General features: G+C 64.2%; 20 protein-coding genes. 10 read left to right on the forward strand and 10 right to left on the reverse strand.

Going from position 1 to position 26065, the window contains the following annotated elements:
• Nucleotides 1-76: 76 nt before the first annotated feature.
• Complete coding sequence (locus tag CK221_RS00950) at nucleotides 77-487, forward strand: DUF1036 domain-containing protein (RefSeq protein WP_066989410.1); 411 nt, start codon at nucleotides 77-79, stop codon at nucleotides 485-487.
• Nucleotides 484-2907 (forward strand): M23 family metallopeptidase, encoded by a 2424-nt coding sequence (locus CK221_RS00955; protein WP_095776317.1) that lies wholly within the window; start codon nucleotides 484-486, stop codon nucleotides 2905-2907. The genes CK221_RS00950 and CK221_RS00955 overlap by 4 nt, the downstream gene beginning before the upstream one ends.
• A gap of 54 nt (nucleotides 2908-2961) precedes the next feature.
• Here CK221_RS00955 and CK221_RS00960 read toward each other — a convergent pair whose 3' ends face one another.
• Nucleotides 2962-3495 carry an OmpA family protein gene (locus CK221_RS00960; RefSeq protein ID WP_066989109.1) on the reverse strand — a complete coding sequence of 178 codons (534 nt, stop codon included), beginning with the start codon at nucleotides 3493-3495 and terminating at the stop codon, nucleotides 2962-2964.
• A 242-nt stretch (nucleotides 3496-3737) separates the two neighbouring features.
• On the opposite strand from CK221_RS00960, the gene CK221_RS00965 reads away from it, so the two are divergent.
• Nucleotides 3738-4235: a hypothetical protein gene (locus CK221_RS00965; protein WP_245430554.1), complete on the forward strand. Its 498-nt coding sequence runs from the start codon at nucleotides 3738-3740 to the stop codon at nucleotides 4233-4235.
• A 73-nt stretch (nucleotides 4236-4308) separates the two neighbouring features.
• Here CK221_RS00965 and CK221_RS00970 read toward each other — a convergent pair whose 3' ends face one another.
• The 7 genes from CK221_RS00970 to CK221_RS01000 form a co-directional block, all read right to left on the reverse strand.
• Complete coding sequence (locus tag CK221_RS00970; RefSeq protein WP_095776319.1) at nucleotides 4309-4599, reverse strand: hypothetical protein; 291 nt, start codon at nucleotides 4597-4599, stop codon at nucleotides 4309-4311.
• A 14-nt stretch (nucleotides 4600-4613) separates the two neighbouring features.
• Complete coding sequence (locus CK221_RS00975; protein ID WP_095776320.1) at nucleotides 4614-7163, reverse strand: caspase family protein; 2550 nt, start codon at nucleotides 7161-7163, stop codon at nucleotides 4614-4616.
• Nucleotides 7164-7415: 252 nt separating this feature from the next.
• Nucleotides 7416-8249, reverse strand: coding sequence for an S-formylglutathione hydrolase (gene fghA / locus CK221_RS00980; protein ID WP_095776321.1), 834 nt, complete (start codon nucleotides 8247-8249; stop codon nucleotides 7416-7418).
• 404 nt (nucleotides 8250-8653) lie between these two features.
• On the reverse strand, nucleotides 8654-10933 hold the full coding sequence (locus CK221_RS00985; RefSeq protein WP_095776322.1) for a xanthine dehydrogenase family protein molybdopterin-binding subunit: 2280 nt from the start codon (nucleotides 10931-10933) through the stop codon (nucleotides 8654-8656).
• A 2-nt stretch (nucleotides 10934-10935) separates the two neighbouring features.
• Nucleotides 10936-11958 carry a xanthine dehydrogenase family protein subunit M gene (locus CK221_RS00990; protein WP_095776323.1) on the reverse strand — a complete coding sequence of 341 codons (1023 nt, stop codon included), beginning with the start codon at nucleotides 11956-11958 and terminating at the stop codon, nucleotides 10936-10938.
• Between the two features lie 2 nt (nucleotides 11959-11960).
• Nucleotides 11961-12581, reverse strand: coding sequence for a (2Fe-2S)-binding protein (locus CK221_RS00995; RefSeq protein ID WP_066989119.1), 621 nt, complete (start codon nucleotides 12579-12581; stop codon nucleotides 11961-11963).
• Between the two features lie 355 nt (nucleotides 12582-12936).
• Complete coding sequence (locus tag CK221_RS01000) at nucleotides 12937-13152, reverse strand: KTSC domain-containing protein (protein WP_066989414.1); 216 nt, start codon at nucleotides 13150-13152, stop codon at nucleotides 12937-12939.
• 115 nt (nucleotides 13153-13267) lie between these two features.
• On the opposite strand from CK221_RS01000, the gene CK221_RS01005 reads away from it, so the two are divergent.
• Nucleotides 13268-13873, forward strand: a complete 606-nt coding sequence (locus CK221_RS01005; RefSeq protein WP_095776324.1) for an alpha-ketoglutarate-dependent dioxygenase AlkB — start codon at nucleotides 13268-13270, stop codon at nucleotides 13871-13873.
• A gap of 40 nt (nucleotides 13874-13913) precedes the next feature.
• Here CK221_RS01005 and hydA read toward each other — a convergent pair whose 3' ends face one another.
• Together hydA and CK221_RS01015 are read right to left on the reverse strand one after the other, a co-directional pair.
• Complete coding sequence (hydA, locus tag CK221_RS01010; protein ID WP_095776325.1) at nucleotides 13914-15356, reverse strand: dihydropyrimidinase; 1443 nt, start codon at nucleotides 15354-15356, stop codon at nucleotides 13914-13916.
• 54 nt (nucleotides 15357-15410) lie between these two features.
• Entirely contained in the window at nucleotides 15411-17831 is a 2421-nt protein-coding gene (locus CK221_RS01015) for an FAD-dependent oxidoreductase (protein ID WP_095776326.1), read from the reverse strand.
• Nucleotides 17832-18331: 500 nt separating this feature from the next.
• Between CK221_RS01015 and CK221_RS01020 the strand changes: the two genes are divergently transcribed.
• The 6 genes from CK221_RS01020 (at nucleotide 18332) to CK221_RS01045 (ending at nucleotide 26057) form a co-directional block, all read left to right on the forward strand.
• Nucleotides 18332-20005 carry an ABC transporter substrate-binding protein gene (locus CK221_RS01020; protein ID WP_095776667.1) on the forward strand — a complete coding sequence of 558 codons (1674 nt, stop codon included), beginning with the start codon at nucleotides 18332-18334 and terminating at the stop codon, nucleotides 20003-20005.
• Nucleotides 20006-20082: 77 nt separating this feature from the next.
• The gene (locus CK221_RS01025) at nucleotides 20083-21096 is read left to right on the forward strand and encodes an ABC transporter permease (protein WP_066989127.1); all 1014 of its coding nucleotides are present in this window, start codon (nucleotides 20083-20085) and stop codon (nucleotides 21094-21096) included.
• On the forward strand, nucleotides 21093-21974 hold the full coding sequence (locus CK221_RS01030; protein WP_245430555.1) for an ABC transporter permease: 882 nt from the start codon (nucleotides 21093-21095) through the stop codon (nucleotides 21972-21974). The genes CK221_RS01025 and CK221_RS01030 overlap by 4 nt, the downstream gene beginning before the upstream one ends.
• Nucleotides 21971-24049: an ABC transporter ATP-binding protein gene (locus CK221_RS01035; RefSeq protein WP_095776328.1), complete on the forward strand. Its 2079-nt coding sequence runs from the start codon at nucleotides 21971-21973 to the stop codon at nucleotides 24047-24049. Before CK221_RS01030 ends, CK221_RS01035 begins: the two co-directional genes overlap by 4 nt.
• The gene (locus CK221_RS01040; RefSeq protein ID WP_095776329.1) at nucleotides 24046-25296 is read left to right on the forward strand and encodes an MFS transporter; all 1251 of its coding nucleotides are present in this window, start codon (nucleotides 24046-24048) and stop codon (nucleotides 25294-25296) included. The genes CK221_RS01035 and CK221_RS01040 overlap by 4 nt, the downstream gene beginning before the upstream one ends.
• Nucleotides 25293-26057 carry an SDR family oxidoreductase gene (locus CK221_RS01045; protein ID WP_095776668.1) on the forward strand — a complete coding sequence of 255 codons (765 nt, stop codon included), beginning with the start codon at nucleotides 25293-25295 and terminating at the stop codon, nucleotides 26055-26057. Before CK221_RS01040 ends, CK221_RS01045 begins: the two co-directional genes overlap by 4 nt.
• The last annotated feature ends 8 nt before the right edge of the window (nucleotides 26058-26065 follow it).

Raw genomic sequence — 26065 nt, forward strand, 5'->3', positions numbered from 1 at the left:
CCTGCTCTCTTCCACCCTGTCCCAGTCACGCAAGGAGCGCGGACCGATCCGGCCTGTTGCTGATCGCATCGGCCGCATGAAGCTTGCTGCGCTTGCCGGCACGGCGTTGCTCTCCGTGCTATCCGTCAACAAGGCACATGCCGAATTCACCGTCTGCAACCAGACGCTCGACGTCGTCAACCTCGCCGTCGGACAGAAGGTCGACGATGCCGACCAGACCGACGGTTGGTGGACGATCGGCGCCAACCAGTGCGTCAACGTCATCCGCGAGGAGCTGACCAACCGCTACATCTACATCTACGCCACGGACGTCTTCGGCCATGCGATCCTCACCGGATCGATCGAGATGTGCATCGACCGGCGCCGCTTCTCGATCCGCGGCATCGACGAATGCTGGCAGCGCGGCCATATCGCGGCGCGCTTTGTCGAGGTCGACACGCAGGAGCAGGTGCGCTGGACCTATTTCCTGAGCGGGAACGGCCCGTGACGCACAGCATCGACACGAGCTTCAAACTGAAGAAGCAGGCGCGCCTGGCCGAGCGCCGCCGCAAGCTGTGGCGCTGGGTGCTTTCCGGCGTTGCGGCACTCGTCCTCGTCTCTGCAGCCACGGGTTTCTACCTCACACGCGATTACTGGTCCTTCGGCGACGAGGACGAGGAACTGCATCCGGTCGAGGGGATGGAAGACGTGCCGCCCGACGCTTCGGTCTATGTGCCGGCGATCATCGACCTCGCCGGCAATCCGATGTGGATCACGCTCGCGCCCGATGCCGACACGGCCAAGGGCAAGACCGTCGCGCGCCCGGCCGAGCTCGACAGTTCCGGCGCCTCGCCGCAGATCGAAATCCTGTCCGATGTGATGTTGAGCGCCAGCGAAAAATTCATGACGACGATCCCCTCGACGCAGGAGGATTTCGCCTTCTTCCAGGCGCAGCGGCAGACCGCGCCGAAATCTCCTGCAACGGCGCCGCAGGATCGGCAAGCCGCCCCCCTCACTCCGGGCGCAGCCGACGACCAGCAAGGCGATCTTGAGAACGACCTTCAGGCCGCACCCGACGAGAGCGAAGCTCCTGCCAGTTCAGCGCCCAAGGCGGATGCCGATGATCCGGAAGCGGGCTGGGGCGAGACCGTCGACCAGGGCGAGGCCGCCCTTCCCGCTTTCAAGAAGACCCAGATCGAGAACAACACGACCGTTGCGACCGTCAGCAGCGAATACCAGCGCTTCGAGGCGACCGAGGACACATTCGTAAAAATCCTCAACGACCGCAGCCTGGACAGCGTCGTCGCCGATGCGCATTTCTCCGCCGACGACGCGAAGCTGGCGGGCGAAGCGCTGAAGACGCTGTTCAACCGTGACGGGCTGGGGGCGGGCTTTGTCGTGGCGATGCGCGGATTCAGGCCGAACCGCGAGACCACCACCATGTCGCTTATGCAGGTCTCGATCTACGCCAGGAATGTCTATGTCGGCACGCTGACGCGCAATGCTGCGGGCGCGTTCGTGTCGGGCGTCGACCCGTGGGTGCGGGAGGACCTTTTCAACTATTCAGGCGCATCCGACGAAGGCGGGCCCAAGCGCCAATATCGCCTGCTCGATGCGATATATTCGACGGCCGCGCGCAACAAGGTTCCGACCAGCGTGATCGGAGAGGCCATCATGTATCTGTCGCGAGGACAGGATCTCGACGCCTTCGCCAGCGAGGACCAGCGGCTGGTGCTGATCTACTCGCAGACGCCGCGCGGCCAGGGCGAAATCTCAGGACGGGTCCTCTATGTCGGCGTTCAGGGCACGGAGAAGACGCTCGACTGTTTCGTCTTCCAGCAGAGCGACGGCCAGTATGCGTGCGTGACGGGCAATGACGAGGTTCGCTCGCTCAACGTCACCAACGGCATGGTCACGCCGGTGAGCGGGGTGATGACCTCGACGTTCGGCCCGCGCAAACACCCGATCCTGGGCACCGTTCGCATTCATAAAGGCGTCGACTGGGCCGCTCCGGTCGGCACGCCGATCATGGCCGCCTTCGACGGCGAAATCACCTTCCAGGGCGATGGCGGCAGCTATGGCAATCTGGTGAAGATTACGCATGCCAACGGGCGCGAGACGCGCTACGCGCATATGCAGAAATTCGCCATCGCGAGCGGCGTCGGCACCAAGGTGAAGGCCGGCGACGTCATCGGCTATATCGGCACCACCGGACTTTCGACCGGCCCGCACCTGCATTTCGAGCTCTACCAGGGCGGCCAGGCGATCGATCCGCTGGGTACGGTCACCACGGTCGCCACCTATGCGTCCGGCGGCGCCGGCGGCGGCTACGGCGATGCTGCCGTCGAGACGCTGACCGACCGCATCGTCCATGTCGAAAGCGGCGGCAAAGCGCGAGCCAAGAACCCGCTCTCCTCGGCGACCGGTGCCGGTCAGTTCATCACCAAGACCTGGATCCGGATGATGAACACCTATCGGCCCGATCTCGCCCGCTCGCTGTCGACCGCCGACCTGCTCGCGCTCCGCTACGATGCCACGCTGTCGCGCGAGATGGTGCGCAATCTGGCGCGCGAGGGCGAAGCTTATCTTCGCGCCCGCGGCCACCAGATCACCGCCGGGCGGCTCTATCTCTGCCATTTCCTGGGCATGGAGGGTGCTGCCCAGGTGCTGGCGGCGCCCGGCTCGGCGCAATTGAGCGCAGTGCTCGGCTCCGCCGTGATCCAGGCCAACCCTTTCCTTACCGGCAAGACCACCAGCTACGTCGTCGACTGGGCCGAGCGGAAAATGGGTCAGAAGGTGACCCGCTTGGCGTCGTCCGATCAGAACCAGCAGACGACCAGAACCCAGGTCCGACAGACATCGCCGGAGTTCGAGAAATACAAGCAGGCCGTCACGGCCCTGATAAGCTCGATCCAGGCGACCCTCTGAGGCCCTGTCGCGCTACCGCCGATCGCTGTTCGCAGCGTGAGTGATTCGTGCGGCTTATTCCGTCCTGATCCGCATCTCGACCCGGCGGTTGACCGGATCGTAGGGATTGGCGACGCGCGGGTGCGACTTGCCGAGACCAATAGCTTCGAGCCGGGTGGCCTGTACGCCGTTCGCGGTCAGGAATGCGGCAACCGATTTCGCCCTGCGCTGCGACAGCTCCTGATTGTAGCGATCCGAACCCGAAGCATCGGTGTGGCCTTCGACAACGAAGCTGAACGAACTCAACCGGTTGTCTTTCAGCGCCTTGGCGAACTCGTCGAGCTCGGTGCGCGCGGTCTGGTCGAGCTGGGCCGAATCCAGCGCGAAATTGATCATCATGTCGAGCCCGGTTTTGGTCGGGGCCGCGGTCTGTTCGTTCTTGCTCTTGCACTCTTCTTCAGTGCCGACGCAAATCCCGCGCGTCGCGCCGAGATTGCTCGCGCCGGTGAAGAACTTCACGATGTCTTCGGATTTCTGAAGCGGATCAGCGGAAACGTGCGTCGAAAAAAGCACGGCCGCCAATGCAAAGGCTGAACTGGCCCACCGCATGATCGTTACTCCCTGTTTGAGCGGATCTCGCTGCGGCGGACGATAGCAAATCTCGCGCCGGTTGTCTGTGAACAAACACACGCTACGAGCGCTCGTCATTTGCTAAGCTAATGCTTGACCAGCGCCTCCGCCGGGGCTTCAGTATCTCTATTCCTAATAAGGGCGTGGCAGCCATGGCGAGGGGGCTCCGGTTCAGGACGGCGCGGGATCTCTTCAACGCTTGCCCGGCCATTGCCCGGGACATGAAAGCGGTCCCGACAGACCAGCCCTCGATCGAGTTTTGCCGGGCGCTGCTCGCCGGGCGCGTGCCGGAGGAAGCAATCACCTTCTGCGCCTATCTGCTGCCCGAGCGGCCCGCGATCTGGTGGGCGCATGAGTGCCTAAGCAACCTTGCCGAGCTCCTCGGCGACACGGACCTCGAATTGCTTGCGCTCGTCGGCGACTGGGTCGGCGAACCCGGCAATCCCGACCATCGCGAGGCGGTGGCCCAGGCCGTTGAGGTGCCGCCCGCGACGCCGGTTTCCTGGATCGCTTTGGCAGCAGGCTGGCGCGACGGCGACTCGGGCATCGATCAGGCGACAGCCGAATTTCCGACCGCCCATGCCGTCGGCGCGGGGATACTGGCAGGCCTTGCGCGGGTATCGCTCGCGGACCGGTTTACCGTGCTTTCAGCCTTCGTCGAGATGGGCATCGAGATGGCGGAGATGGAGGCGCAGCAGCAATCGGCCGATGCTTACTAGCCAAGCCTGCTCAAACTAGCCAAGCCTGCTCGAATGTCGGCGATCACGTATAGCCGCCTTGCGCCCCTTGGGGTCAACCTCCCCAGCCGCCGCCACCACCACTATTGCCGCCGCTACCGCCTCCGCCCATCGCTGGAATAACTGGAGGCGGAGCTTCAGTTGTTACCTCCGCCGGTTCGATCGGCTTCTTCGCGGTGACCTTCTTCTGCTTGATCACCTTTGGCGTGGTCGTTGTCCGAACGACTTTTTGCTTCGTCGTCGGCTCCGGTTCGACCTGGGGCGTCACGGCGGTGCACCCCGCGACAGCCAGAACTCCAGTTAGGAATGTTGCGATGATTGCCAGTTTCGATGCCCTGCCCACCATTGCCTCCTTGTTGATCAGAACAAGTCCCGACGCGGATTGGCTTGCTCCCAGACCGCTCTGGCCGTCTTGACCAGTTGAACGTCTAACGAGCCTTCCGCCGAAATCTTTGATTTGAGTTCCCCACGCAGCTGTTTCAGGGCCGCCGTTTTCGCTTTAGCTCCGAACTTCGCCAGCGTGGCCTTGGCATCTGGAATTTCGTTGCGAACATCGAGCGCCGCCGCGAAAGCAAGGTAACGTACGGCGAGAGGCTGGTCCGCCTTGTCGCCCCGCTGCAGTTCCAGAGCCGCGCGATCATATGCGGCCGACTGATCACCGCGGTCGGTCGCTACCTCGAAAAGGCGTTGCGCCTCAGCAAGGTCCTGCTGCACACCGACACCGTCCCTGTACATACGCGCCAAGCTGCCGGGAGCGTAGGGTTGGCCGAGATCCATGGATTTCTGGAAGAGTTCGAGCGCGCTCTTGGGATCCTTCTCAACCCCAGTGCCGGCGAGATAATTTCGGCCGAGCAGGTTCATCGAATACATGTCCTGCCGTTCGACGCCCGCTTTGAGGAAGGCCACGGCGCGAGCCGGATCGGCAGGTACGCCGTTACGACCTTCCGTAAAAATCGCGGCGAGGTCGTTCATGGCATAGGTGTGCCCCATCGCCGCCGCTTTGAGCAGCAGGTCCAGGCCCTTGGTGGCATCACGATCGACGCCATAGCCGTTGAACAGGGCGCGACCCCACGAGGTCATCCCATAGGGATCGCCCTTGTCGGACGCTGCGGCATAGAAGGTGTTGGCCTGCTTGCGATTGACGGGCATTCCCGTTCCCGTGGCGTTGAGATACCCAAGCTCGAACACCGCCCGGACATGCCCCCTGTCGGCAGCTTCCTGGATGGCCTTCTTGGCCTCCTCGACCTTGCCGATAACAAGCAGCGCACGCCCGAGCTGGTAACGGAAGCGGGCGACGTCGGGATAGGCTTTCACCGCTGCCCGGCAGACATCCACGGCGTTGCTGCTGATTTCGTTCGGCAGCAGGCCGGGGACGACGCCCTGCAGGTCGAGAGGCTCGCCGGCCTCCCTGTCACAGGCGTCGACGCTTGGCGACAGCTTCATCGTCGCCGGCTTTGACGGCGTGTTGTCGGCCCTTATTTCGAAGCCGACGCTCAGCGGCTTGACGGCGCCGATCTGGGGCTCGTAGCGCAAGTGGTCGACTTCATCGGCCATCAGGCTTGAATCCGGAGACAAGGTCCGGTCCGGCAGCGACAGCGTTCCCGTTGCCGGATAGCTTGCAAGCTTCACGCTGACGGCGGGATCCTTGGTCGGGAAAATGAGCTTCAGCGGCACCGGGCCGACACCGACCGGGACGCTTACGTCACGGTTCTCGATCGCCTCGGCGGCGCCGGTGATGTGAATGCCGCGCTCCAGCACCTGCTGCTCCTGCTCGGCCTCGAGCGAAGCCATGAGCTGCTGCCCTTCGGCGGCGTTCCCGTTCTTGACCCGAAACACCAGGATACCTTGGGATTGACCGCCCCAATTGTCATGCGTGGCATAGGCCAGCATGTCGACCTCTTCCTGCGCGCCGGATCCTTTCGGCACGTCCATCTTAAGGCGCGGCAGATCATTGCCCGCAATCGGCTGGCCGATAGCGACAGGCTTGCCGTCCAGCGTCAGGCGTCCAAGCGCCGGCGGCCTTTCGATGCTGACGGTGACCGCGCCGCCGTCGACATCGACCGGCTCCGGCAGGTCAAGCGCCACCGGTCCGACGCCCGACGGCACGACCTTTTCCAGCACCGGCGGCAGTGCCGGTCGACTGGCGCGGCGCATCAGCACCACCTCGTCGATCAGCGACGAATTCTCCCAAGGAACCTGCTTGCCATCCGTGGCTTTGACCACGTCGCGGCGAACCGCCGCCATCACCGTGCGGATCTCCTGGTTGGGCGCCAGCGCCCGGCGCGAGAAGGCGGACGAGAAGGGACTGAGATCGCTCGCTCCGTCATAGGCGACGGCTCCCGGCTCGGTGGCGAAGGCAATCAGCGTGTTCAGCGAGCTCTTCACCTGCGCAAGTCCGGTGCCGCCCGCGGCAATCAGCTGGTCCCGCAACCAATAGTCCTTGCGCGGGAACGGATTGTTGCGGCAGGCATCGAGGATGATCACCTGGATTTTCGATTTCGCCCGCAGCTGTTCCAGCACGTCGTCGAGCTTGATCGCCTGGACCTCGATGTCGGCCGCGGCCTTGAGCGAGGCATCGACCGGGATGAGGAAATTCTCGCCGCCGATCTGAAAACCGTGGCCCGAATAGTAGACGACGGCGAGATCGGCACCGTCCGCCGCGGCGAGATAGTTGCGGAACTGCTCCTCGAACCGAAGCTTGGTGAGATCCTTGGCGACGAACACGTCGAATCCGGCAAGGCGGAATGTGTTCGACACATCCTCGGCATCCTTGTCCGGGTTCTTGAGAGCCGGGATGTCGCGGTATTCGGAATTGCCGATCACAAAGGCGACCCTGCGCTCCGCATGAGCTTCGAAGGCCGTGAAGCTCACGAGAACCAGGGCTGCAAGGAACGCGCAGCATCGCAGCATGGCAAATCCTTAACTGCTATGACCTGTCGGCCACAGGAACGCAGCTTGCGGCGCCGAGGTCTGTTAAAGAGTTCACAATCTGCCGGGACCAGAGCAGACCGCATGCATAACGCTAGCGGGCATGCGTCTCATCCAACCAAGTACTAAATTACTCCAGAGACCTATTCACCGCAATGAGAAGACGCGTTGGATCGCCGGATTGCGTCGCGGCCATCCAACTTCCGGTTCAGGGCTGCCGGGCGTTTGCGCTGCCTATGCCAGCCGCGCCGCATGCCACTTCAAATGGTCGTCAATGAAGGTCGAGATGAAATTGTAGGAATGATCGTAGCCTTCCTGCATGCGCATCGTCAGCGCGATGTCGGCCTTTTTGCACGCCTCTTCGAGCAGCCAGGGACGAAGACCATCCTGGAGGAAGCCGTCGGCGCTGCCCTGGTCGACGAGCAGTTCGCCGTAACGATGGCCGTCCTCGATGAGCAGCGTGGCGTCATGGGCGCGCCAGCTCTTTTCGTCTGATCCCAGGTATTTTTCCAGTGCCGGCCGCGACCAGCCCGCCGTCGTCGGCTGCACGATCGGCGCGAACGCCGAGCAGCTGCGGAAGCGCCCCGGGTTCTTCAGTGCGATGGTCAGCGCGCCGTGCCCGCCCATCGAATGGCCGAAGATCGACTGGCGCGAAATATCGACCGGGAATTTGGCCTCAATAAGCGCCGGCAACTCCTCGGTGACGTAGGAGTACATGCGATAGTTCTTCGCGTAGGGCGCTTGCGTGGCATCGACATAGAAGCCGGCGCCGCAACCGAACTGCCAATTGTCCTTCTCATCGGGAACGTCCGGACCGCGCGGGCTGGTGTCGGGGCAGACGACGACGAGTCCAAGCTCGGCCGCCAGGCGCCGGTATTCGCCCTTGTCCATGACGTTGGCATGGGTGCAGGTGAGCCCCGATAGATACCACAAAACTGGCAAAGGCCCGTCCTTCGCCTGGGGCGGCACGAAGACGGCAAAGGTCATGTCGCAAGCGCAGACTTCCGACGCGTGCGAATAGACGCCCTGGATGCCGCCGTGCGATTTGGACGTGGAATGGACGTTCATCGGTTCTGCCTTCTCGCCGGGAATGTCCGGCCCCACATAGCTGCCAGACTCCGCGCTCGCAACCTTGCACCTCGCCAAAATGACGCAGACGCGCGATCGAGCCACAGAAGGGCGGACATTTCGAGCCGCTCTCGTTATGCGTCGCCTCCCAGGCGAGCCTTCGCGTGTTCTAGGGTCGGCAAGAGAGCATCCGGGCCGGATCGCAAAAAGAAGTCTTTTTCTGTCCTTTGCTTCGCCGAAACCGAAGCGGGGCGCTCGCTGGCAAGCGGGCAGGGAAAATTCGACGGATTATGGTCGGAAGCTATCCGCCGTTGCAACGCGGGGGTGTGCTCGCATTGCACGGGCGGCTCGGCAATCAGCGGATTGATGAGCAGATCGCGGCGCGCTGCCGCTCGCCCGTATCGTCAAGCGATAAGCTGGTCGATCCTGATCAGCAGATCGCGGATGCGCTTGCCCGTCGCGTGGTAGACCGCGCTGGCAACGGCGGCGGCGGTGCCGACATTGCCGAGTTCGCCCAAGCCTTTGACGCCGGCCGGATTGACGGCGTGGTCTACCTCCGGGACCAGGATCACCTGCAGGTCCCTGATGTCGGCGTTGACCGGCACGAGGTAATCCTGCAGGTCGCGGTTGACGTAGCGGGCATAGCGCCTGTCGACCTCGGTCGCTTCATGCAGCGCCTGGCCGATGCCCCAGATCATGCCGCCCATCAGCTGGCTGCGCGCGGTGCGCGTGTTCATGATGCGGCCGGCCGCGAAAGCGCCGACGATGCGCGGCACACGGATTTCCCGAGTATAGCTGTTGATGCGAACTTCGACGAACTCCGCGCCGAAGGCGTATTTCACCGAGTCCTCGTCCTGATCGCCGCCATGGAATTCCGACTGACCGGCATAGAGTTTCTTCACTGCCTCAGGCGTCGCACCTTTCGGGGCAAACTCGGCATATTCCTCGATCGCGCCAATTTGCATCGCCTTGAAGACGTCCTCGATCTTCGCGGACGCTCCGCCCCTGGCCGCAAGCTTGCCGCCGTCAAGGTCCAGTTCCTCGTTATGTGAGCCGGCAAGCGGGCCGCCTTCGGCCGTGGCTCCGGCGGAGAGCTTCGCCCGGATGGCATCGCAAGCCTTCAGAACCGCCGAGCAGACGCTTGCGGTGGAAATCGAACCACCTGAGACCGGGGCCGGAGGCAGGCTGCTGTCGCCCATTTCGACGGTCACCTTGTCGATCGAAACGCCAAGACGTTCCGAGGCCATCTGGGCGGCCACTGTCCGGACGCCGGTGCCGATCTCATGCGAGCCGCATTGCACCCGCACATCGCCATCCGACGTCAGGCGCACGCGCGCCGCGCATGGTGCCACCGCGGTGGGGTAGATGGCGGTGGCGCAGCCCATGCCGATCAGCCAGTCGCCGTCGCGCATCGCGCCGACCTTGGGGTCCCGCTTCGCCCAGCCGAAGGCATTGGCCGCCTGTTCATAGCATTGGATCAGCGAGCGGCTGGAGAAGGGCTTCTTGCCGATCGGTTCCGCCTTCGGCTCATTGATGCGGCGGAACTCGACCGGGTCCATGCCAAGCGCCACCGCCATCTCGTCCATCGCGTTTTCCAGCGCGTAGACGTAAGGTGTCTCGGGCGGCGAACGCATGTAGCCCGGCGTGTTGCGATCTGCCTGGACCAGCGACACATGCGTCAACACCGAGCCGTAGTCGTACATGCGGCCGGTCGCCGAGGTGCCGCCGACAACATAGGGATCAGGGCGCGATGTCACCTCCCATCCTTCGTGCGCGAAAGCGGTGATGCGGCCGTCCTTGCCGGCGCCGATCCGGATGCGGTGGCGGGTTTCGGCCCGGTAAGTCTGTGTGCCGAAAGCCTGCATGCGGCTCGTCACGCAGCGCACGGGACGCCCGAGACGCTTTGCGGCTACTGCGACGATGGCGGTGCGCGGCGTCATCGGTCCTTTTGAGCCGAAGGCGCCGCCGATGAAGGGACTGACGATGCGCACATTGGCCGGATCGATTTTCAATTCTCTCGCAAGTTCGGCCTTCCAGCCGGTGACGTTCTGAGACGGCTCGTGGACGATGAGCTGATCGCCCTGCCAAAATGCCGTCGTGGAGAACAGCTCGATCGGGTTGTGGTGCTGGGTGGGCGTTGAATAACGGGCGTCGATCTTGACCGCGGCGGCTGCGTAGGCGGCGTCGAAATCGCCTGCTTTCACATCCTCCTTGAACAGTGGACTCTTGCCGGCGGCGGGAATGGTTTTGGTGCCGGGACTATCGAAACTCGCGGTCGGCTTCTCTTCCTCATAATCGGCGCGGATCAACTCGGCCGCCTCCTCCGCCGCCTCGAATGTCTCGGCAACGGCCAAGGCGATGATCTGGCCGTCGTGGAAAATCGTCCTGTCATGCAGCGGTCCGATCGAGGTCGCGCCGGCGTTGCCGAATTTCGGCTTCTCTACCTTGTCCATGTCGCCATAAGTGACGATGTCGAGAAGGCCGGGCACGGCACGGGCATCGTCCAGGTGAAGCTTCGTCACCCTGCCCTTGGCGATGCTGCTGGTGGCGAGCGCGCCATAGGCTAGGTTTGCCGTCGGCAGGTCTGCCGGATAGTGGGCTTGCCCGGTGACTTTCAGCCGCGCATCGACGCGAGGCAGCGGTTCGCCCATGTTCTCCTTGGGCTTCGGAGCGGCTGGGTCCATGGTCACACCTTCATGTCTCGCGTTTCGAGCAGCGCGCGCACCAGCGTCCGCTTGCCGAGCTCGACCTTGAACGCATTGTGCTGGCGCGGTTCGGCATCGGCAAAGGCAGCGTCCGCCGCCGCACCTGCCGATGCCTCGTCGAGCTTCTTGCCCTGCAGGGCCGCTTCGGCCTCGCCGGCGCGCCACGGCACCGTCGCCAGCCCGCCGAGCGCAATCCTTGCCTCGCGGACGCTGTCGCCGTCGAGGTCGAGCGCAACGGCCGCCGAGGCCAGCGCAAAAGCATAAGACTCGCGGTCGCGGATCTTCAGGTAATGCGAGCGCCGGGCCCACGGTAAGGCAGGCACCTCGATGGCGGTGATGATCTCGTCCGCCGCCAGATCCGTCTCGATATGCGGCGTGTCGCGGGGCAGCCGATGCAGCCTGGCAAAGGGAATTTCGCGCGCTCCGCGAGACCCCTCGGCTCGAATAACGGCATCGAGCGCAATCAAAGCCTGGGCAAAGTCGCCGTGATAGGTGGCAATGCAGGCATCGCTGGCGCCCAGCACCGCGTGCTGGCGGTTGAAGCCTTCCATCGCCGCGCAACCCGAACCCGGCACCCGCTTGTTGCAGGCCCAGGAGGGCTCGCGGAAATATTCGCAGCGCGTTCGCTGCAGCATGTTGCCGGCCAGGCTCGCCATGTTGCGGATCTGACCGCTTGCCGCCAGCCGCAAACTATCGGCAATGACGGGATAGCGGCGTTTGACTTCGCCGTGGTCGGCAGCCTCGCCCATCCGCACCAGGGCGCCGAAGCGCACGCCGTCGTCGGTAACCCTGATCTGCCTCAGCCCTGGCTCTTCGAGCCGGTTGAGGTCCAGCAACCGGTTGGGCGCCGCCACCCCAAGTTTCATATAGTCGGCAAGATTGGTGCCGCCGGCGATGAACTGCGCGTTCGCCCGCGTCGGCTGGTCGTCCTCGGCCGTAAAGCGGGACGCGATGGCGACCGCGGCGGAGACGTCCGTCGGCCGTTCATAGATGAAGGGGCGCATCGTCAGGTTCCTCTCGCCTGATCGCGCGCCTGGACGAGCGCGGCGACGATGTTCGGATAGGCCGCACAGCGGCAGATATTGCCGCTCATATATTCGCGGATGTCGTCCTCGGAGTTGGCGTGGCCTTCGTTGACGCAGCCGATGGCCGACATGATCTGACCCGGCGTGCAGTAGCCGCACTGGAACGCGTCGTGGTCGATGAAGGCCTGCTGCATCGGATGCAGCTTGCCGTCGCTCGAGGCAAGCCCTTCGACGGTCGTCACCTCCTTGCCGTCGTTCATCACGGCGAAGCTCAAGCAGGAGAGCACGCGCTTTCCGTCCACCAGAACGGTGCAGGCGCCGCACTGCCCGTGGTCGCAACCTTTTTTCGTGCCGGTAAGGCCGACATGGTCCCGCAGGGCGTCAAGCAGGCTGGTCCTGGCATCCAGCGAAAGCTCGTAAGGCTGCTTGTTGATGCGCAACGATACCGCGACCGTTTCCCTCAAGCCGGAACGGGTCGCGGCCGGTTTTTCCGCTCTCGTTGGGGAGCTGAGCAAGGGCGCCGCCGCGGCGGCTGAGACAGTAGCTGTCATGAAGCTTCGCCGGCTGAGGCCGGTCGTGCTTGGCGCGGAAATTCGGGACATGGCTCGCTCCCAGGCTGGCTGTCATCGGGGCTGGCTATGGGGCGCTAACCTCTCAACGGGGGCATTGTTCCGAATTTTGCAGGCGAAGGCCCGGAAGCTCACGAGACTGTGACAGCATCGAACCGAAGTCGGAGGCAGAGCACGCCGGGACAGCAGAGGAACGTTCCGCGCAAGTGAGGTTGACTGCCACTCGGCGGTGCGCACCGGCGCTGCGCAAGCTCGCACCAACCGATCGAAAGTCACACCGGTAGATACCAATTCTCCAGTTCGAACCGTAGCTCAGCAATAAGGCTAACAGGCCCTGCCCAACGACAGGAGGGGTGGTTTCGAGCAGGGCATGGGAGCGGGCTTTGGTTCAATGCCGCGGTCCGTGCGCGACCAGATGGAAGCTGTATCGGTCGCGCAGGAACTCGTTGAAGAACCGGCCCTTGGACCGAGCAGCCTTGAATGCCGCGTAGGTCTCGGCCTCAACCTGCTCATAGTCATAGCGGTCGCCGCTCGGGACGAACCATACCGAAAGGATCTTCGTCGCCGGGTCGTAATAGATGTTCCGGATGGCGGTGGAAGGCATGACGAGCGCCCCGTTGGCCAATGCGTAATTCCCGTAGCTGTCAATGGGTTCCGTCGCACCGGCTGCCGACGGATCAGGGCCTTGCGAGACCCGCCGAATTGCCTATCTGAGGTTCATGCCGTCAACGAAATCGAGCGCCACGGCGCAAGTCCGCCAAGGAGATCTTTTCGGTATCCCGAACAGCCTGCCGGAAGGATTCCGCTACCGGCCGGAGCTGATCACGCGTAACGAAGAAAGCGCGTTGGTCCGCTGCATCGAAGGCCTGCCGTTCAAGCCCTTCGACTTCCATGGCCATCTTGCCAACAGGCAGGTTATCGGCTTCGGGCTGCGTTACGACTACGACCGCCGCGAGGTCGTGGAAGCACCGGCCATACCCGACTTCCTGCTGCCGCTTCGCGACAAGGTCGCCGTCTTCGCCGGTCGGCCCGCGTCGGAATTCTCGCAGGTGCTGATCAACGAATACCGGCCTGGCGCGGGCATCGGCTGGCATCGCGACAAGCCCCATTTCGAGCTCGTCGCAGGCGTCTCCCTGCTGGCATCCTGCAGTTTCCGGCTGCGCCGCAGGAACGGCGCGACATGGGACCGGCAGGTGATCGAGGTCGAGCCGAGATCCGCCTATCTCATGGCCGGTCCGGCGCGCAACGAATGGGAGCACAGCATTCCGCCGCTCGCAGAACACCGCTACTCGGTCACATTTCGGACCTTGCGACCCAAGCTGTAAGTCCGACGTTCTGCCAGGCCCGATATTCCAAGTCGCCTAATCAGGGGTCGAGCCATGGCGTGGTGTCCTCCACAGCCGTGCCGGCCTTTGCCGGATCGGAGGGACGGCGCGCGACGAAGCCGCCGAAACCAGCTTGCGCCTGCAGCTTTTCGCCCGCGATCAGCGGCTCACCACGCAGCAGCACGGTGATCGGCTTGCCCGTCACCGCCATGCCTTCGTAAGGCGAAAAGTCGACGCGCGAGTGCAGCATTTCGTGGCTGATGGTCCACTTGCGTGCCGGGTCCCAGAGCGCGAGATCCGCGTCTAGGCCGGGGGCGATGCGACCCTTGCGGTGGCCGAGACCGTAGATCGCAGCGGCATTGCGCGAGGTCAGATCCAGATATCGCTGCAGCGAAAGGCGCCCCGTCAGCAGCCCTTCGGAAAACAGCAGCGGCAGCCTGGTTTCCAGGCCCGGAATACCGCTCAATGTCGTGGTGAACCCTGGCTCCGGCGCCTTGCCGATCTTGTCGGCGAAATAATAGGGCGAATGATCGGACGACCAGAGGTCGAGGCCACCCTCCGCCAGCAGCCGCCAGAGATGCTCGCGGCTATGCGGCGTGCGCGGCGGCGGCGAAAAGACGAAGCGGGCAGCGTCCCTGCCTGGGCGGTCGAGGTCCGCGGCACCGAGGAAGAGGTATTGCGGGCAGGTTTCGGCCGCGACGTCGACGCCGCGCTGACGCGCCCGCGCGACCTCCTCGGCGGACTGTTGCGACGACACGTGGACGATGGTCATGCGGGCGCCGGTCATCTCCGCCAGCGCCAGAGCCCTATGGGTCGCCTCGCGCTCCATGATCTCGCTGTGCGCCACGGCGTGATAGCGCATCTCGGTGCGGCCAAGCTCGATCAGCCGCTGCCGCGTGCGCCGAATGGCGGCATCGTTCTCGGCATGAACCATGACGATCCAGCCGAGCTTCCTCGCCGTATCGAGCACGGTGAAGAACAGGTCGTCGTCGACCGCGAAGCCCTGGTAGGTCATGAAAAGCTTGACCGAAGCAATGCCTTGCCCGGCCAATTGGCTAAGTTGTGCCTCAACGTTGGCGCCGGTCCCCATCGTCACCACCGCATGGAGGCCGTAGTCGATGATGGAACGGCCGGCCGCGCAGCCCATCGCCCGTTCGAGCGCATCCACCGTGGTCATATTTGGACCCGGCATGCCGAAGGGCACGATGCAGGTCGTACCGCCGAATGCGGCCGAGATGGAGCCCGATTCAAAATCGTCGGCGTTACCGGCCCCGCCCCAAACAGGCTGGTCGAGATGGCAGTGGGCATCGATGCCGCCAGGCATCACCCACAGGCCCGCGGCGTCAATGGTTTGCCCACCTTGCAGGCCTGAATCGATCGCGGCAATGCGGCCGTCATCGATGCCGACGTCGCAATCCCGCCAACCGTCATCCAAAGCGACCCTACCGCCTTTTACGACCAGCTGATGCGAGCGCCGCGCCATTCGTGCCGCTCACGCCGCTGTGCTGTTGCGGGTCACCGGGCAGGCAAGCACCGGTCAGGCCCTCAGCCGCTTGCCATCGGGATCGAAGGGCGGCCTGTCGAGCAACACGGCATTATGCGGCCGGCCGAGGATCGCGACGGTGACGGCATCGCCCGATTTCACCGAGCCGGCCTTCACATAGCCGAGCGCCAGCGACATGCCGACATGATAGCCGTAGGCGCCAGACGTGACCTGGCCGACCGGCGTGCCATCGGGAAGGAAGATCGGCTCGCCGCCGGTGGCGTCGGCATCCTTCGCCTCGATCGAGATCATGATCAGCTCGTCGCGGGCCGGCTGCGATGCCAGCGCGGCATAGGCGTCGCGGTTGAGGAAGTCGCCCTTATCCATCTTGATCAGGCGGTCGAACTTGACCTCCTGCGGCCAGTATTCGGGCGAGTATTCGCGGCCCCAGCTGCCATAGCCCTTCTCGACCCTTAGCGACATCAGCGCGCGCGAGCCGACCGGCCCGCCGCCTTCCTGACGCGCCGCGTCGAGCAGGGCGTTGTAAAGAGCGGTCTGGTCCTTCTCCTCGCAATAGAGCTCCCAGCCGAGATCGCCGGTGAAGGAGACGCGCAGCGCAATGACATCGAGGCCGGCAACGGTGATGCGGCGCGAGGCCATGAAGGGGAACGACGCCGTCGTCAAATCGTCATTTGTCAAGCGTTGCAGCACCGCGCGCGACTTCGGCCCGGCGACGTTGAAGCCGCACATGTTCTCGGTGAGCGAACGGAACGTCGTGCCCTCCGGCAAGGGCAGCATCTTGAAGAAACGCTGATGATAGCGCTCCGCCATGCCGGAGCCGAAGACGCGATACTCGTCCTCCGCCAGCTTGGTGACGGTGAAGTCGCCGGCGATGCCGCCGCGCCTGCCGATCAGCGGCGTCAGGCAGGATCGTCCGACCCGCGACGGAATCTTGTTGGCGAAAAGCGCGTTCAGCCAGGCCTCGGCGCCCGGCCCCTTCACCTCGTATTTGGCGAAGTTGGAGATGTCGATGATGCCGACATGGTCGCGCAGCATGCGCGCCTCGCGGCCGACGGGGTGCCACCAGTTCTGCCTGGTGAAGCCGATCGTCTCCTCGCGCGGCTCACCGTCGATCGAGAACCACAGCGGATGCTCCCAGCCGAAGTTCAGGCCGAACACCGCGCCGTTTTCCTTCTGCATGGAATAGGCCGGCCGTGTGCGCACAGGCCGGCCCGCAGCGCGCTCCTCGTTCGGGAAATGGATCTTGAAGCGGTGGCTGTACTGGTCCTGCACGCGCGCCTTGATGAATGCCTTGCCCGCCCAGTGGCCGAAGCGGGCGAGATCCCAGCCGAACATGTCGAGCGTCGGCTCGCCCTCGATCATCCACTCGGCCGCTAGGCGCCCGAGGCCGCCGGATTGCGAAAAGCCCGGAATGATGCCGGCGCAGCAGAAATAGTTGCGCAGCTCCGGAACCGGGCCGAACAGCGCGGCGCTGTCCGGCGACCAGATCATCGGTCCGTTGATCACCCTCTTGACGCCGGCTGCGCCGACCGCCGGCACGCGGGCGATGGCGCGCATCATGTTCTCCTCGATGCGTTCCAGATCGTCCGGGAACAGCTCGTGGCCGAAATCCTGGGGCGTGCCGTCCTCGGCCCAGAATTTCATCGCCCGCTCATAGGCGCCGATCAACAGGCCGAGGCCCTCCTGGCGCAGGTAATATTCGCCATCGCGGTCGGCGACCGAAGGCAGGCGCCGGCCCATCGAGGCGATCTCTGGGATGGTCTCGGTGACGAAATACTGGTGCTCGGTCGGGATGAGCGGCAGGGCCAATCCGGCCATGGCGCCGACCTCACGCGCCCACAGACCGGCGGCGTTCACCACCCATTGCGTGCGGACGTCGCCCTTGGTGGTGCGCACGATCCAGCTGCCGTCCGGCTGCTGCTCCGTTCCGGTCACCGCGGTGAAGCGGTGGATCTCGGCGCCGCGCTGGCGCGCGCCGGCCGCGTAGGCGGCCGTCACGCCCGAAGGATCGACATTGCCGCCTTCGGGTTCGTACATGATGCAGCGTATACCGTCGAAATCGACGAGCGGGTGCAGCCGCTCGGCCTCCAACCGGTCGACCTCGTAGAAGTTCATCTTGTAGCGGCGCGCCTTGGCTTCCTGCAGCCGGAGCTGATGTTCACGCGCCTCGGTCTGGGCGAGATAAAGCGATCCCGGCTGGAAAATGCCGCAGCCCTGACCGGTCTCCTTCTCGAGCTCCTTGTAGAGCGCCATGGTGTAATGCTGCAGGCGGCTGATATTGGTCGAGTCGTGCAAGCCGTGAATGTTGGCCGCAGCATGCCAGGTCGAGCCCGAGGTGAGCTCGTCGCGCTCGAACAGCACGACATCGCTCCAGCCGTGCTTGGTCAGATGATAGAGGATCGAGCATCCGATCAGGCCGCCGCCGATCACAACAGCCTGGGCATGGGTCCGCATTTACGTGTTCCTTGTGGCTGTGTGCCGGAGCCGGACGGCCGGGCGACGGGCCGGATAACAACAGGGGTTCGTGCTGGCTCTTGTGCCGACAACATGACCCCACTTTTTCGAACGCCGGCAATGTAGAAAGCTCGGGAAACGACTGTAAAGCCTGCTATTGGGGCTGGCTGCTGCTTTTCGGGGCAGTTAAGAGCAAAAAAAACGAGGTCATAGCCACATCAATCTTCGTTTGTAGGCATAGAGGCCGGGTGTAGCTTTTGGCGGGGAATTGAGCAGCCGCGACCAGCGGCGCCACCAATGGGAGCCACCCGCCATGGACCTGCATTCCGAGCGCGGAGACAGACCGGTCAGACCGGCATGCCTCTCGTCGTCCATGCGTCTTGACGGTCCGGCGGCGCGGTCGCGCCGCGGCCTTCAAAACCGGTTCCGCACCAGTCGAAAAGACAGCGCCGAAGCGCCCTGTCCGGCACGCGCATCGCGACAACTCGGAGGTTGAGACCTTGGACAAGAGATCGCATCCCTATATTCCGACACTGCTCGATCAGCTTAACGAGGGCGAGATCAGCCGCAGGGACTTCTTGCGCAAGTCGACGCTGCTCGGGCTTTCGGCCGGCGCGGCCTATGCCATGGCCGGCATCATCGACCCGGCGACGCAAGCGCGTGCCGGCGACCTGCCGAAAGGCGGCAATTTGCGCATCGGCATGCGCTGCATGGAGATCAAGGATCCGCATCTGGCCGACTTCGCCGAAAAATCCAACGTCATCCGCCAGGTCTGCGAATATTTGACCTTTACCGACCGCAACAACATCACTCACCCCTATCTCTTGGAGAAGTGGGACGTCAGCGATGACCTGAAGACCTGGACGCTGCACATCCGCAAGGATGTGAAATGGCGTGACGGCAGGGCGCTTAATGCCGACGACGTGGTCTGGAACCTGAAGCGTGTCAGCGATCCCAAAGTCGGCTCCTCGGTGCTCGGCCTGTTCACCGGCTATCTCGTCGAGGAGTACGATACCGGCGAAAAGGACGACAAGGGCAATCCGAAGAAGTCGAGCCGGCTCTGGTCCGACAAGGCGATCGAGAAGGTCGACGACAGCACGGTGCGGCTGAACCTGTTCTCGCCGCAGATCGCGGTCGCCGAACATCTCTTCCACTATCCGATGTTCATCCTCGATCCGAAGGACAACGGCGCCTTCGGCCCGAGCGCCAACGGCACCGGTCCGTTCGAGATGGTCGAATACACGGTCGGCAAGGGCGCGAAGTACAAGGCGCGGGCCGATTATTGGGGCGGTGCTGCGCATCTCGACACGTTCGAATTCGTCGACCTCGGCGACAATCCCGGCGCCGGCATCGCGGCGATGGCGTCCAAGCAGGTCGATGGCCTGTCGGAAGCCGACGCGGTGCAGATCAATTCGATGAAGGCCTTCCCGCATGTCTCGGTCCACAAGGTCGAGACGACGCAAACCATCGTCATGCGCATGCATCCCGATGTCGAGCAGTTCAAGGACAAGCGCGTGCGCCAGGCCATGCGCCATGCGCTCGACCGCGACAAGATCATCCAGACCGTCCTGCTCGGCGCCGGCACTCCGGCCGAGGACCACCATGTGGCGCCGTCGCACCCCGAATATGCCGCGCTGCCCAAATGGCCGCGCGACGTCGAGAAGGCGAAGAAGCTGATGGCCGACGCCGGCCATGCCGACGGTTTCGAATTGGATTTGGTGACACGACCCGACCCGATCTGGGAGCTCAACACGACACAGGCGATGGCCGAACAGCTGAAGGACATCGGCATCAAGGCCAACATCAAGTCGCTGCCGAGCGCGCAGTACTGGGAAGTGTGGACCAGCGCGCCCTTCAGCCTGACCGCCTGGGGCCACCGCCCGCTCGCCATCATGACGCTCGGCCTCGCCTACCGCTCCAATGCCGCCTGGAATGAATCGCATTTCTCGAACGCCGAATTCGACAAGCTGCTGACCCAAGCCGAGGGCATTCTCGACCCGAAGGAGCGCAGCAAGGTGATGGAGAAGATCGAGCTGATCATGCAGGACGAGGGCCCGATCGTGCAGCCGTTCTGGCGCATCTTCTCGACCGTCATGGACAAGAAGGTGCAGGGCTTCGAACTGCATCCATCACAGTACATCCTCGCCAAGGATTATGCGGTCGCCTCCGCCTAGACCACGCTGCGCCCGGCCGGCGACAGAACGGCCGGGCGTTCCTTTCCACTCGCACCCAGAACGGAAACGTCCGGCTGATGGCAATATTCGTGGCGAAACGGCTGGCGATGATGCTGCTCACCATGGTCGCGGCGTCGTTTCTGGTATTCGCCGTCTGCGAGTTCACCCCGGGCAGCGTCGCGCGCAAATCGCTCGGGCCGTTCGCGACGCAAGAGCAGGTCGATTTCCTGACCAAGAAGCTGAGGGCCGACGATCCGCTGCTGGTGCGCTACGGGCGCTGGGCGGGCGTGCTGCTCGGCATCATTCCGGATCCGCTCCAGGACCCGAGCACCGGGCTCAATTTCAAGGATCCGCGCGGCGCGCAGTATTTCGGCAATTTCGGCTATTCGACGCTGAACAAGCTGCCCGTCAACGACGTCATCTGGAACCGGCTCGGCAATACGGCGATCCTGGCCGGGCTGGCCTTTCTGCTGATCGTGCCGCTGTCGATCGTCTTCGGCATCCTATCCGGCCTGAAGGAAGGCGGCGTGCTCGACCGGCTCCTGTCGGTGATCTGCATAACCTTCACCTCGATCCCGGAATTCGCGTCGGGCGTGTTTCTGGTCACCCTATTCGTCATTCTCTGGCCGGTGCTGCCGGGCACCAGCCCGCTCGATACAGAGGGCGGCTGGTCCGTTCCCTCGCAGCTCGTGCTGCCGGTGGCGGTGCTCGTCATCTATGATTTCGGCTATGTCGCGCGCATGATCCGCGTGTCCATGATCGGGGTGATGGAAAAGCCCTTCATCCGCACCGCGGTACTGAAGGGAATGAGCACACGCCAGGTCGTCATCGGCCATGCCCTGCGAAACGCGATGATCGCCCCGTTCACGGTGCTGCTCCTGCAGATCAACTTCCTGATCAGCGGCGTGGTGGTGACCGAACTCGTTTTCGCCTATCCCGGCTTCGGTCGGCTGCTGCTCGATGCCAGCCTCTTCGGCGATATCGCGACCATCGAGGCGGCCACGCTGATCACCGTCGCCATCGCGGTCACGACGCAATTCGTCGGCGATCTCGGTTACATGCTGCTCGATCCACGCATAAGATTGCGATGAGCGCACTGGTCGAGCAGAGAGCTATGGAGGCGACAGCCGTCAAGGCAACGGGCAGGGCACGCCTGAAATGGGCGCGCATCCTGCGCTCGCCTACCGCACTGGTCGGGCTGTTCCTGGTCGGCTTCTGGGTGCTTGCGGCGATCCTCGCACCGGTGCTGCCGCTCTATTCTCCGACCGAGCAGGATGTGATGGCGCTAGCCGACCCGACGCCATCGGCGGCGCATTGGCTCGGCGTCGACATTCTCGGCCGCGATGAGCTGTCTCGCCTGATCTTCGGCGCTCGCACCGTGCTGGTCGTCGCGCCGCTTTCGGTCGCGGTCGCCATGATCGTCGGCATCACGCTCGGCATGATCGCCGGCTATTACGGCGGCTGGATCGATACCGTGATCAGCCGCCTTTCCGACATCATCCTCGCCTTCCCGGTGCTGGTCCTCTACGTCATCCTGATCGCCAATATCGGGCCATCGATAATCAACATCGTCATCGCCACGACGATCGCCTCGGCGCCAGGAATCGGGCGAATAACGCGCGGGCTGGTACTCGGCCTGAAGGAGCAGGAATACATCGCCGCCGCAAGGCTGCGCGCCGAAAGTACTTTATACATCATGCTTGTCGAGCTGTTGCCCAACTGCCGCGGCATGCTGATCGTCGATGCCTGTCTGCGCATCGGCTACACCATCATCACCATCGGCATTCTCGGCTTCCTTGGCCTTGGCCTGCCGCCGCCCAACCCGGACTGGGGCGGCATGGTCAAGGAAAGCACGACGGTGCTCAACGTCTGGCCGTTGATGTCGGTGCTGCCCTCAATCGCCATCGTCAGCCTGGTTCTGGGTTTCAACCTGTTGGCCGACGGCCTGCGGGAGGCCTGGAAGCCATGACGATGGTCGCCGAGCCAATTTCGACGCAAGGCGAGCGTGCGTCCGAGACGCCGCTCCTCGCTGTCCGAGATCTGCGCATCGAGTTTCGCGGGAAGGCCGAGACAATCGTTGCGGTGCCGAAGCTGTCTTTCGAGGTGAAGCCCGGCGAAAGCTTCGGGCTGGTCGGCGAATCCGGCTGCGGCAAGAGCACCACGGCGATGGCGATCATGGGCTATCTCGGTGCGACAGGCGTCGTCGCCGGCGGCAGCATCCGCTTCGAAGGCGAGGAACTGGTCAACGCACCGGCGCATAAGTTGCGCGCCATACGCGGACGGCGCATCGCCATGGTCTACCAGGACCCGATGAGCGCGCTCAATCCGGTCAAAACGATCGGCGCGCAGCTTGCCGAGGTGCCGATGCTTCATCTCGGCGCAAGTCGCGTCGAGGCGCTCGACATGGCAGCCGCCATGCTGAAAGACGTGCGCCTGCCCGATGCCGGCGACATGCTGAAGCGCTATCCGCACCAGCTGTCGGGCGGCCAGCAGCAGCGCGTCGTCATCGCCATGGCGCTGCTCGGGCGGCCGTCGCTGCTCCTGCTCGACGAGCCGACCACCGGTCTCGACGTGACGGTGGAGTCGGCGGTGATCGATCTGATCGGCGAGCTGCGCCGTCGCTATGGAACCAGCCTGCTGTTCATCTCGCACAATCTCGGTCTGATCGCCGAAAGCTGCGACCGGGTCGGCATCATGTATTCCGGCGAGCTGGTAGAGGAGGCGCCGACGCGCGAGCTGTTCGGCCGGCCACGCCATCCCTACACGCAAGGGCTGATCGACTGCATTCCCGATATCGGGCAGGGCAAGCACAGCCGCACGCTTGCCGCCATTCCGGGCAATATCCCGCTGCCGTCGGAGCGGCCGCGCGGCTGCCTGTTTGGTCCGCGCTGCGCCGGTTTCCGCGCCGGCCTGTGCGACCGGGCTGGCATGACGTTGGAACCGGTCGGCGAGCGGCATGTTGTGCGCTGCGTGCGCTGGCCCGAACTCGAGGTGGCTCATCGGGAGCTTCCGCCGCTATCCGGCGAGAGTGCGGCACCGGCAGCCGAGATCACTTTCTCCGACATCACCAAGTTCTATCACCTCGGCTACCACAAGACACTGAAGGCCAATGAGGCCGTATCCTTCGAGGCCGGCAAGGCCGAGATCGTCGCGCTGGTCGGCGAATCCGGCTGCGGCAAGTCGACCCTGGCGCGTATCGTCACCGGCCTCGACCGCGCCACTTCGGGCGAAATCCGCATGGCTGGCGAAAACATCGCCGCGATCGAAGCGAGCGCGCGGCCGAAGCCCCTGCTGCAATCGATCCAGATGGTGTTCCAGAATCCGGATTCGACGCTCAATCCGTCGCACAGCGCCGGCTTCTCGATCCGTCGCTCGCTGAAGAAGTTCGGCATCCGCAAGGGCAAGGCGGCCATCGACCAGCGCATGCGCGAGCTGCTGGAGATGGTCCGGCTTTCGCCGGACTTCGCCGCCCGCCGGCCGAGCCAGTTGTCCGGCGGGCAGAAGCAGCGCATCGCCATCGCCCGCGCCTTCGCCTCCGATCCGTCGCTGATCGTCGCCGACGAGCCTGTGTCGGCGCTGGATGTCTCCGTGCAGGCGGCCGTGGTGACGCTGCTGCTCGACATCCAGAAGACCCGGCATGCGACGATGCTGTTCATCAGCCATGACCTGGCGCTGGTGCGCCACGTCGCCGACAAGGTCGTGGTGATGTATCTCGGCAAGGTGATGGAAAAAGGCACCGTCGAGGAGATCTTCGGCGGCGCGACCCATCCGTACACCGAGGCGCTGATCTCGGCGATCCGCAGCACCAAACCGGAAGGGGCAGAGCGCAACCGCATCACGCTGACCGGCGACACGCCGAGCCCCGTCGATGTCCCGCGCGGCTGCCGCTTTGCCAGCCGCTGCCATCGCAAGCTGGGTTCGATCTGCGACAGGGAACCGCCACCGATCCGCAGGATGTCCGCCACGCACGAGATCGCTTGCCACATTCCGGCGGAAGCGCTGGAGAGTCCCAGGCTTGCGGACGAGGCGAGCGACCGTTCATGACGAGGCCAGCTTCACTGGGCCGCCTCTGGCGTCAGGCCGAACGGTCGCGCGCCATCCTGTCGATCATGGCGCGCATCTGCCTGGCCGGCACCGGCAGCGCCATGCTGACCACCGCGGTCTCGCTTGCATTGAGCGCGCCGGGAATCGACCCCTCCGAAGTGCAATTGGTGCTGACCGCTTACCCGGTCGGATTTCTCATCGGCTGCCTCGTCGCGCGTCCGCTGGTGTCGCGCGTCGGCCATGAGCGCGCCTTCTTCGCCATAACCGTGCTTGCAAGCCTCGCCGCCGCGGGGTTCGCGCTCACCGATTCCATGCCGGCATGGCTCTGCTTCCGACTGCTCGGCGGCCTTGCCATGGCGGCGATGTTCGTTGTCTGCGAAAGCTGGATCAACCTCTATGCCGACCAGCACAATCGCGGCAGGCTGTTTTCCATCTACATGCTGACGACGGCGGTCGCGGTGCTGTTCGGACAGCTGCTGCTGGAGATCGTCGGCGCGCATTCGCCGCATTTGTTCGCCGTCAGCGCGGCGACGGTGCTCTTGTCGGCGCTTGCACGGTTTGTCTCCAGGCCTTGGCCTGCCCTGCCCGCCGAGCAAACCGAGCCGTCCCTGGCCGATATCCCGGCGCATGACGAACGCTACGGCGTCATCCAGTTGCTGCGTCTCGCTCCGGTAACGGTGGTCAGCATCTTCCAGGCAGGCATCACCAACATGAACATCTTCGTGCTGACGCCAATCTACGGCGCCAAGATCGGACTGTCCGCCGCCGCCACTGTCGGCCTGGTGACGACCGTCAGCATTGCCGGCATGCTGGCGCAGACGCCTATCGGATGGCTGTCCGACCGGTTCGACAGGCGCATCATGCTGCTTGTCCAGGGACTGCTTTCCGTGTCGCTATGCGCCTCTATCGCCTGGCTGGGCAGCGGACCGCTGCCGCTGCTCTTCCTGCTGTTCTTCCTCTATGGAGCAACCGCGCTCACGGTCTATCCTGTGGCCATCGCCTTCGCCAATTCGCGCATGCACAGCCGGCACATGGTGGCCGCTTCGGGGACGCTGCTTCTGCTCTATTCGGTCGGCAACATCCTGACGCCGGGTCTCGCCGCCGGACTGATGGAGCGTACCGCGCCGCAGGCCATGCTGTTCGTGCTCGGCACAGGCGGCATTCTGGTGGCGGTTGCGGCTCGCATCAATCTGCGGCGGCGCCCGGTCGGTGTCGCGGTTGCGCAGCCGTGCGGAGGCGAGCCGTGAACAGCGCCCTTCCCCACCGTCTGGATGGCAAGTTCGTTCTGATCACCGGCGCCGCGAGCGGCATCGGCGCGGCGATCGCGCGCCGCTGCGCCGACGAGGGAGCCCGTGTCGCCTGCGCGGATCGGGACACGGCAGCGACGAAGGCGCTTGCCGCCAGCCTTGGGCCAGGTGCTCTGGCTATCGACTGTAATGTCACCGATCAGGACTCGGTCCAAGATGCTGTCGACGCGACAGCTCAAGCATTCGGCCGGCTGGACGGTCTAGTCCACAACGCCGCGGCTCCCTCGACCGACGGCACCGTCGCCGACCTTGCAGTGGACAAGTGGCGGCTGGAACTCGACGTCAGCCTGACCGGCGCGTTCCTGATCTCCAAATTCGCGGTGCCGCTGATGGCATCGAGCGGCGGCGGGTCGATCGTCTTCATCGGCTCGCAATTCGCGCGCGTCGCCGTCGGCAAGGCGGTGGCCTATTGCGCGGCGAAGGCGGGGCTTGTGCATCTGGCGAAGGCCATGGCCGTCGACCATGCGGATCAGAACATCCGGGTGAACAGCCTGTCACCGGGAGCGGTCGCGACCGCGCGCCTGCTGCAGCGCTGGCCCAGTCTGGAGGCGGCCGACAAGGGTCTAGGGCCTGCGCATCTGCTCGGACGAATTGCCGAGCCCGAAGAGATCGCAGCCGCCTGCGCCTTTCTGCTTTCGTCCGACGCTTCCTTCGTCACCGGCACCGACCTCCTGGTGGATGGCGGCTATGCGGTGCGTTGAATCCATTT

Source organism: Mesorhizobium sp. WSM3868 (assembly GCF_002294785.1).
Lineage (GTDB): Bacteria > Pseudomonadota > Alphaproteobacteria > Rhizobiales > Rhizobiaceae > Mesorhizobium.

Bases quoted from the DNA above. Each gene is read 5' to 3' on its own strand.
- CK221_RS00975 (WP_095776320.1), bottom strand. From the start codon at position 7,163: ATGCTGCGATGCTGCGCGTTCCTTGCAGCCCTGGTTCTCGTGAGCTTC.
- CK221_RS01025 (WP_066989127.1), top strand. From the start codon at position 20,083: ATGGCAATATTCGTGGCGAAACGGCTGGCGATGATGCTGCTCACCATG.
- CK221_RS00970 (WP_095776319.1), bottom strand. From the start codon at position 4,599: ATGGTGGGCAGGGCATCGAAACTGGCAATCATCGCAACATTCCTAACT.
- CK221_RS01005 (WP_095776324.1), top strand. From the start codon at position 13,268: ATGCCGTCAACGAAATCGAGCGCCACGGCGCAAGTCCGCCAAGGAGAT.
- CK221_RS01015 (WP_095776326.1), bottom strand. From the start codon at position 17,831: ATGCGGACCCATGCCCAGGCTGTTGTGATCGGCGGCGGCCTGATCGGA.
- CK221_RS00995 (WP_066989119.1), bottom strand. From the start codon at position 12,581: ATGTCCCGAATTTCCGCGCCAAGCACGACCGGCCTCAGCCGGCGAAGC.
- CK221_RS01030 (WP_245430555.1), top strand. From the start codon at position 21,093: ATGAGCGCACTGGTCGAGCAGAGAGCTATGGAGGCGACAGCCGTCAAG.
- CK221_RS00950 (WP_066989410.1), top strand. From the start codon at position 77: ATGAAGCTTGCTGCGCTTGCCGGCACGGCGTTGCTCTCCGTGCTATCC.
- CK221_RS00960 (WP_066989109.1), bottom strand. From the start codon at position 3,495: ATGCGGTGGGCCAGTTCAGCCTTTGCATTGGCGGCCGTGCTTTTTTCG.
- CK221_RS01000 (WP_066989414.1), bottom strand. From the start codon at position 13,152: ATGCCTTCCACCGCCATCCGGAACATCTATTACGACCCGGCGACGAAG.
- CK221_RS01035 (WP_095776328.1), top strand. From the start codon at position 21,971: ATGACGATGGTCGCCGAGCCAATTTCGACGCAAGGCGAGCGTGCGTCC.
- CK221_RS00965 (WP_245430554.1), top strand. From the start codon at position 3,738: ATGAAAGCGGTCCCGACAGACCAGCCCTCGATCGAGTTTTGCCGGGCG.
- hydA (WP_095776325.1), bottom strand. From the start codon at position 15,356: ATGGCGCGGCGCTCGCATCAGCTGGTCGTAAAAGGCGGTAGGGTCGCT.
- CK221_RS01040 (WP_095776329.1), top strand. From the start codon at position 24,046: ATGACGAGGCCAGCTTCACTGGGCCGCCTCTGGCGTCAGGCCGAACGG.
- fghA (WP_095776321.1), bottom strand. From the start codon at position 8,249: ATGAACGTCCATTCCACGTCCAAATCGCACGGCGGCATCCAGGGCGTC.
- CK221_RS00985 (WP_095776322.1), bottom strand. From the start codon at position 10,933: ATGGACCCAGCCGCTCCGAAGCCCAAGGAGAACATGGGCGAACCGCTG.
- CK221_RS00990 (WP_095776323.1), bottom strand. From the start codon at position 11,958: ATGCGCCCCTTCATCTATGAACGGCCGACGGACGTCTCCGCCGCGGTC.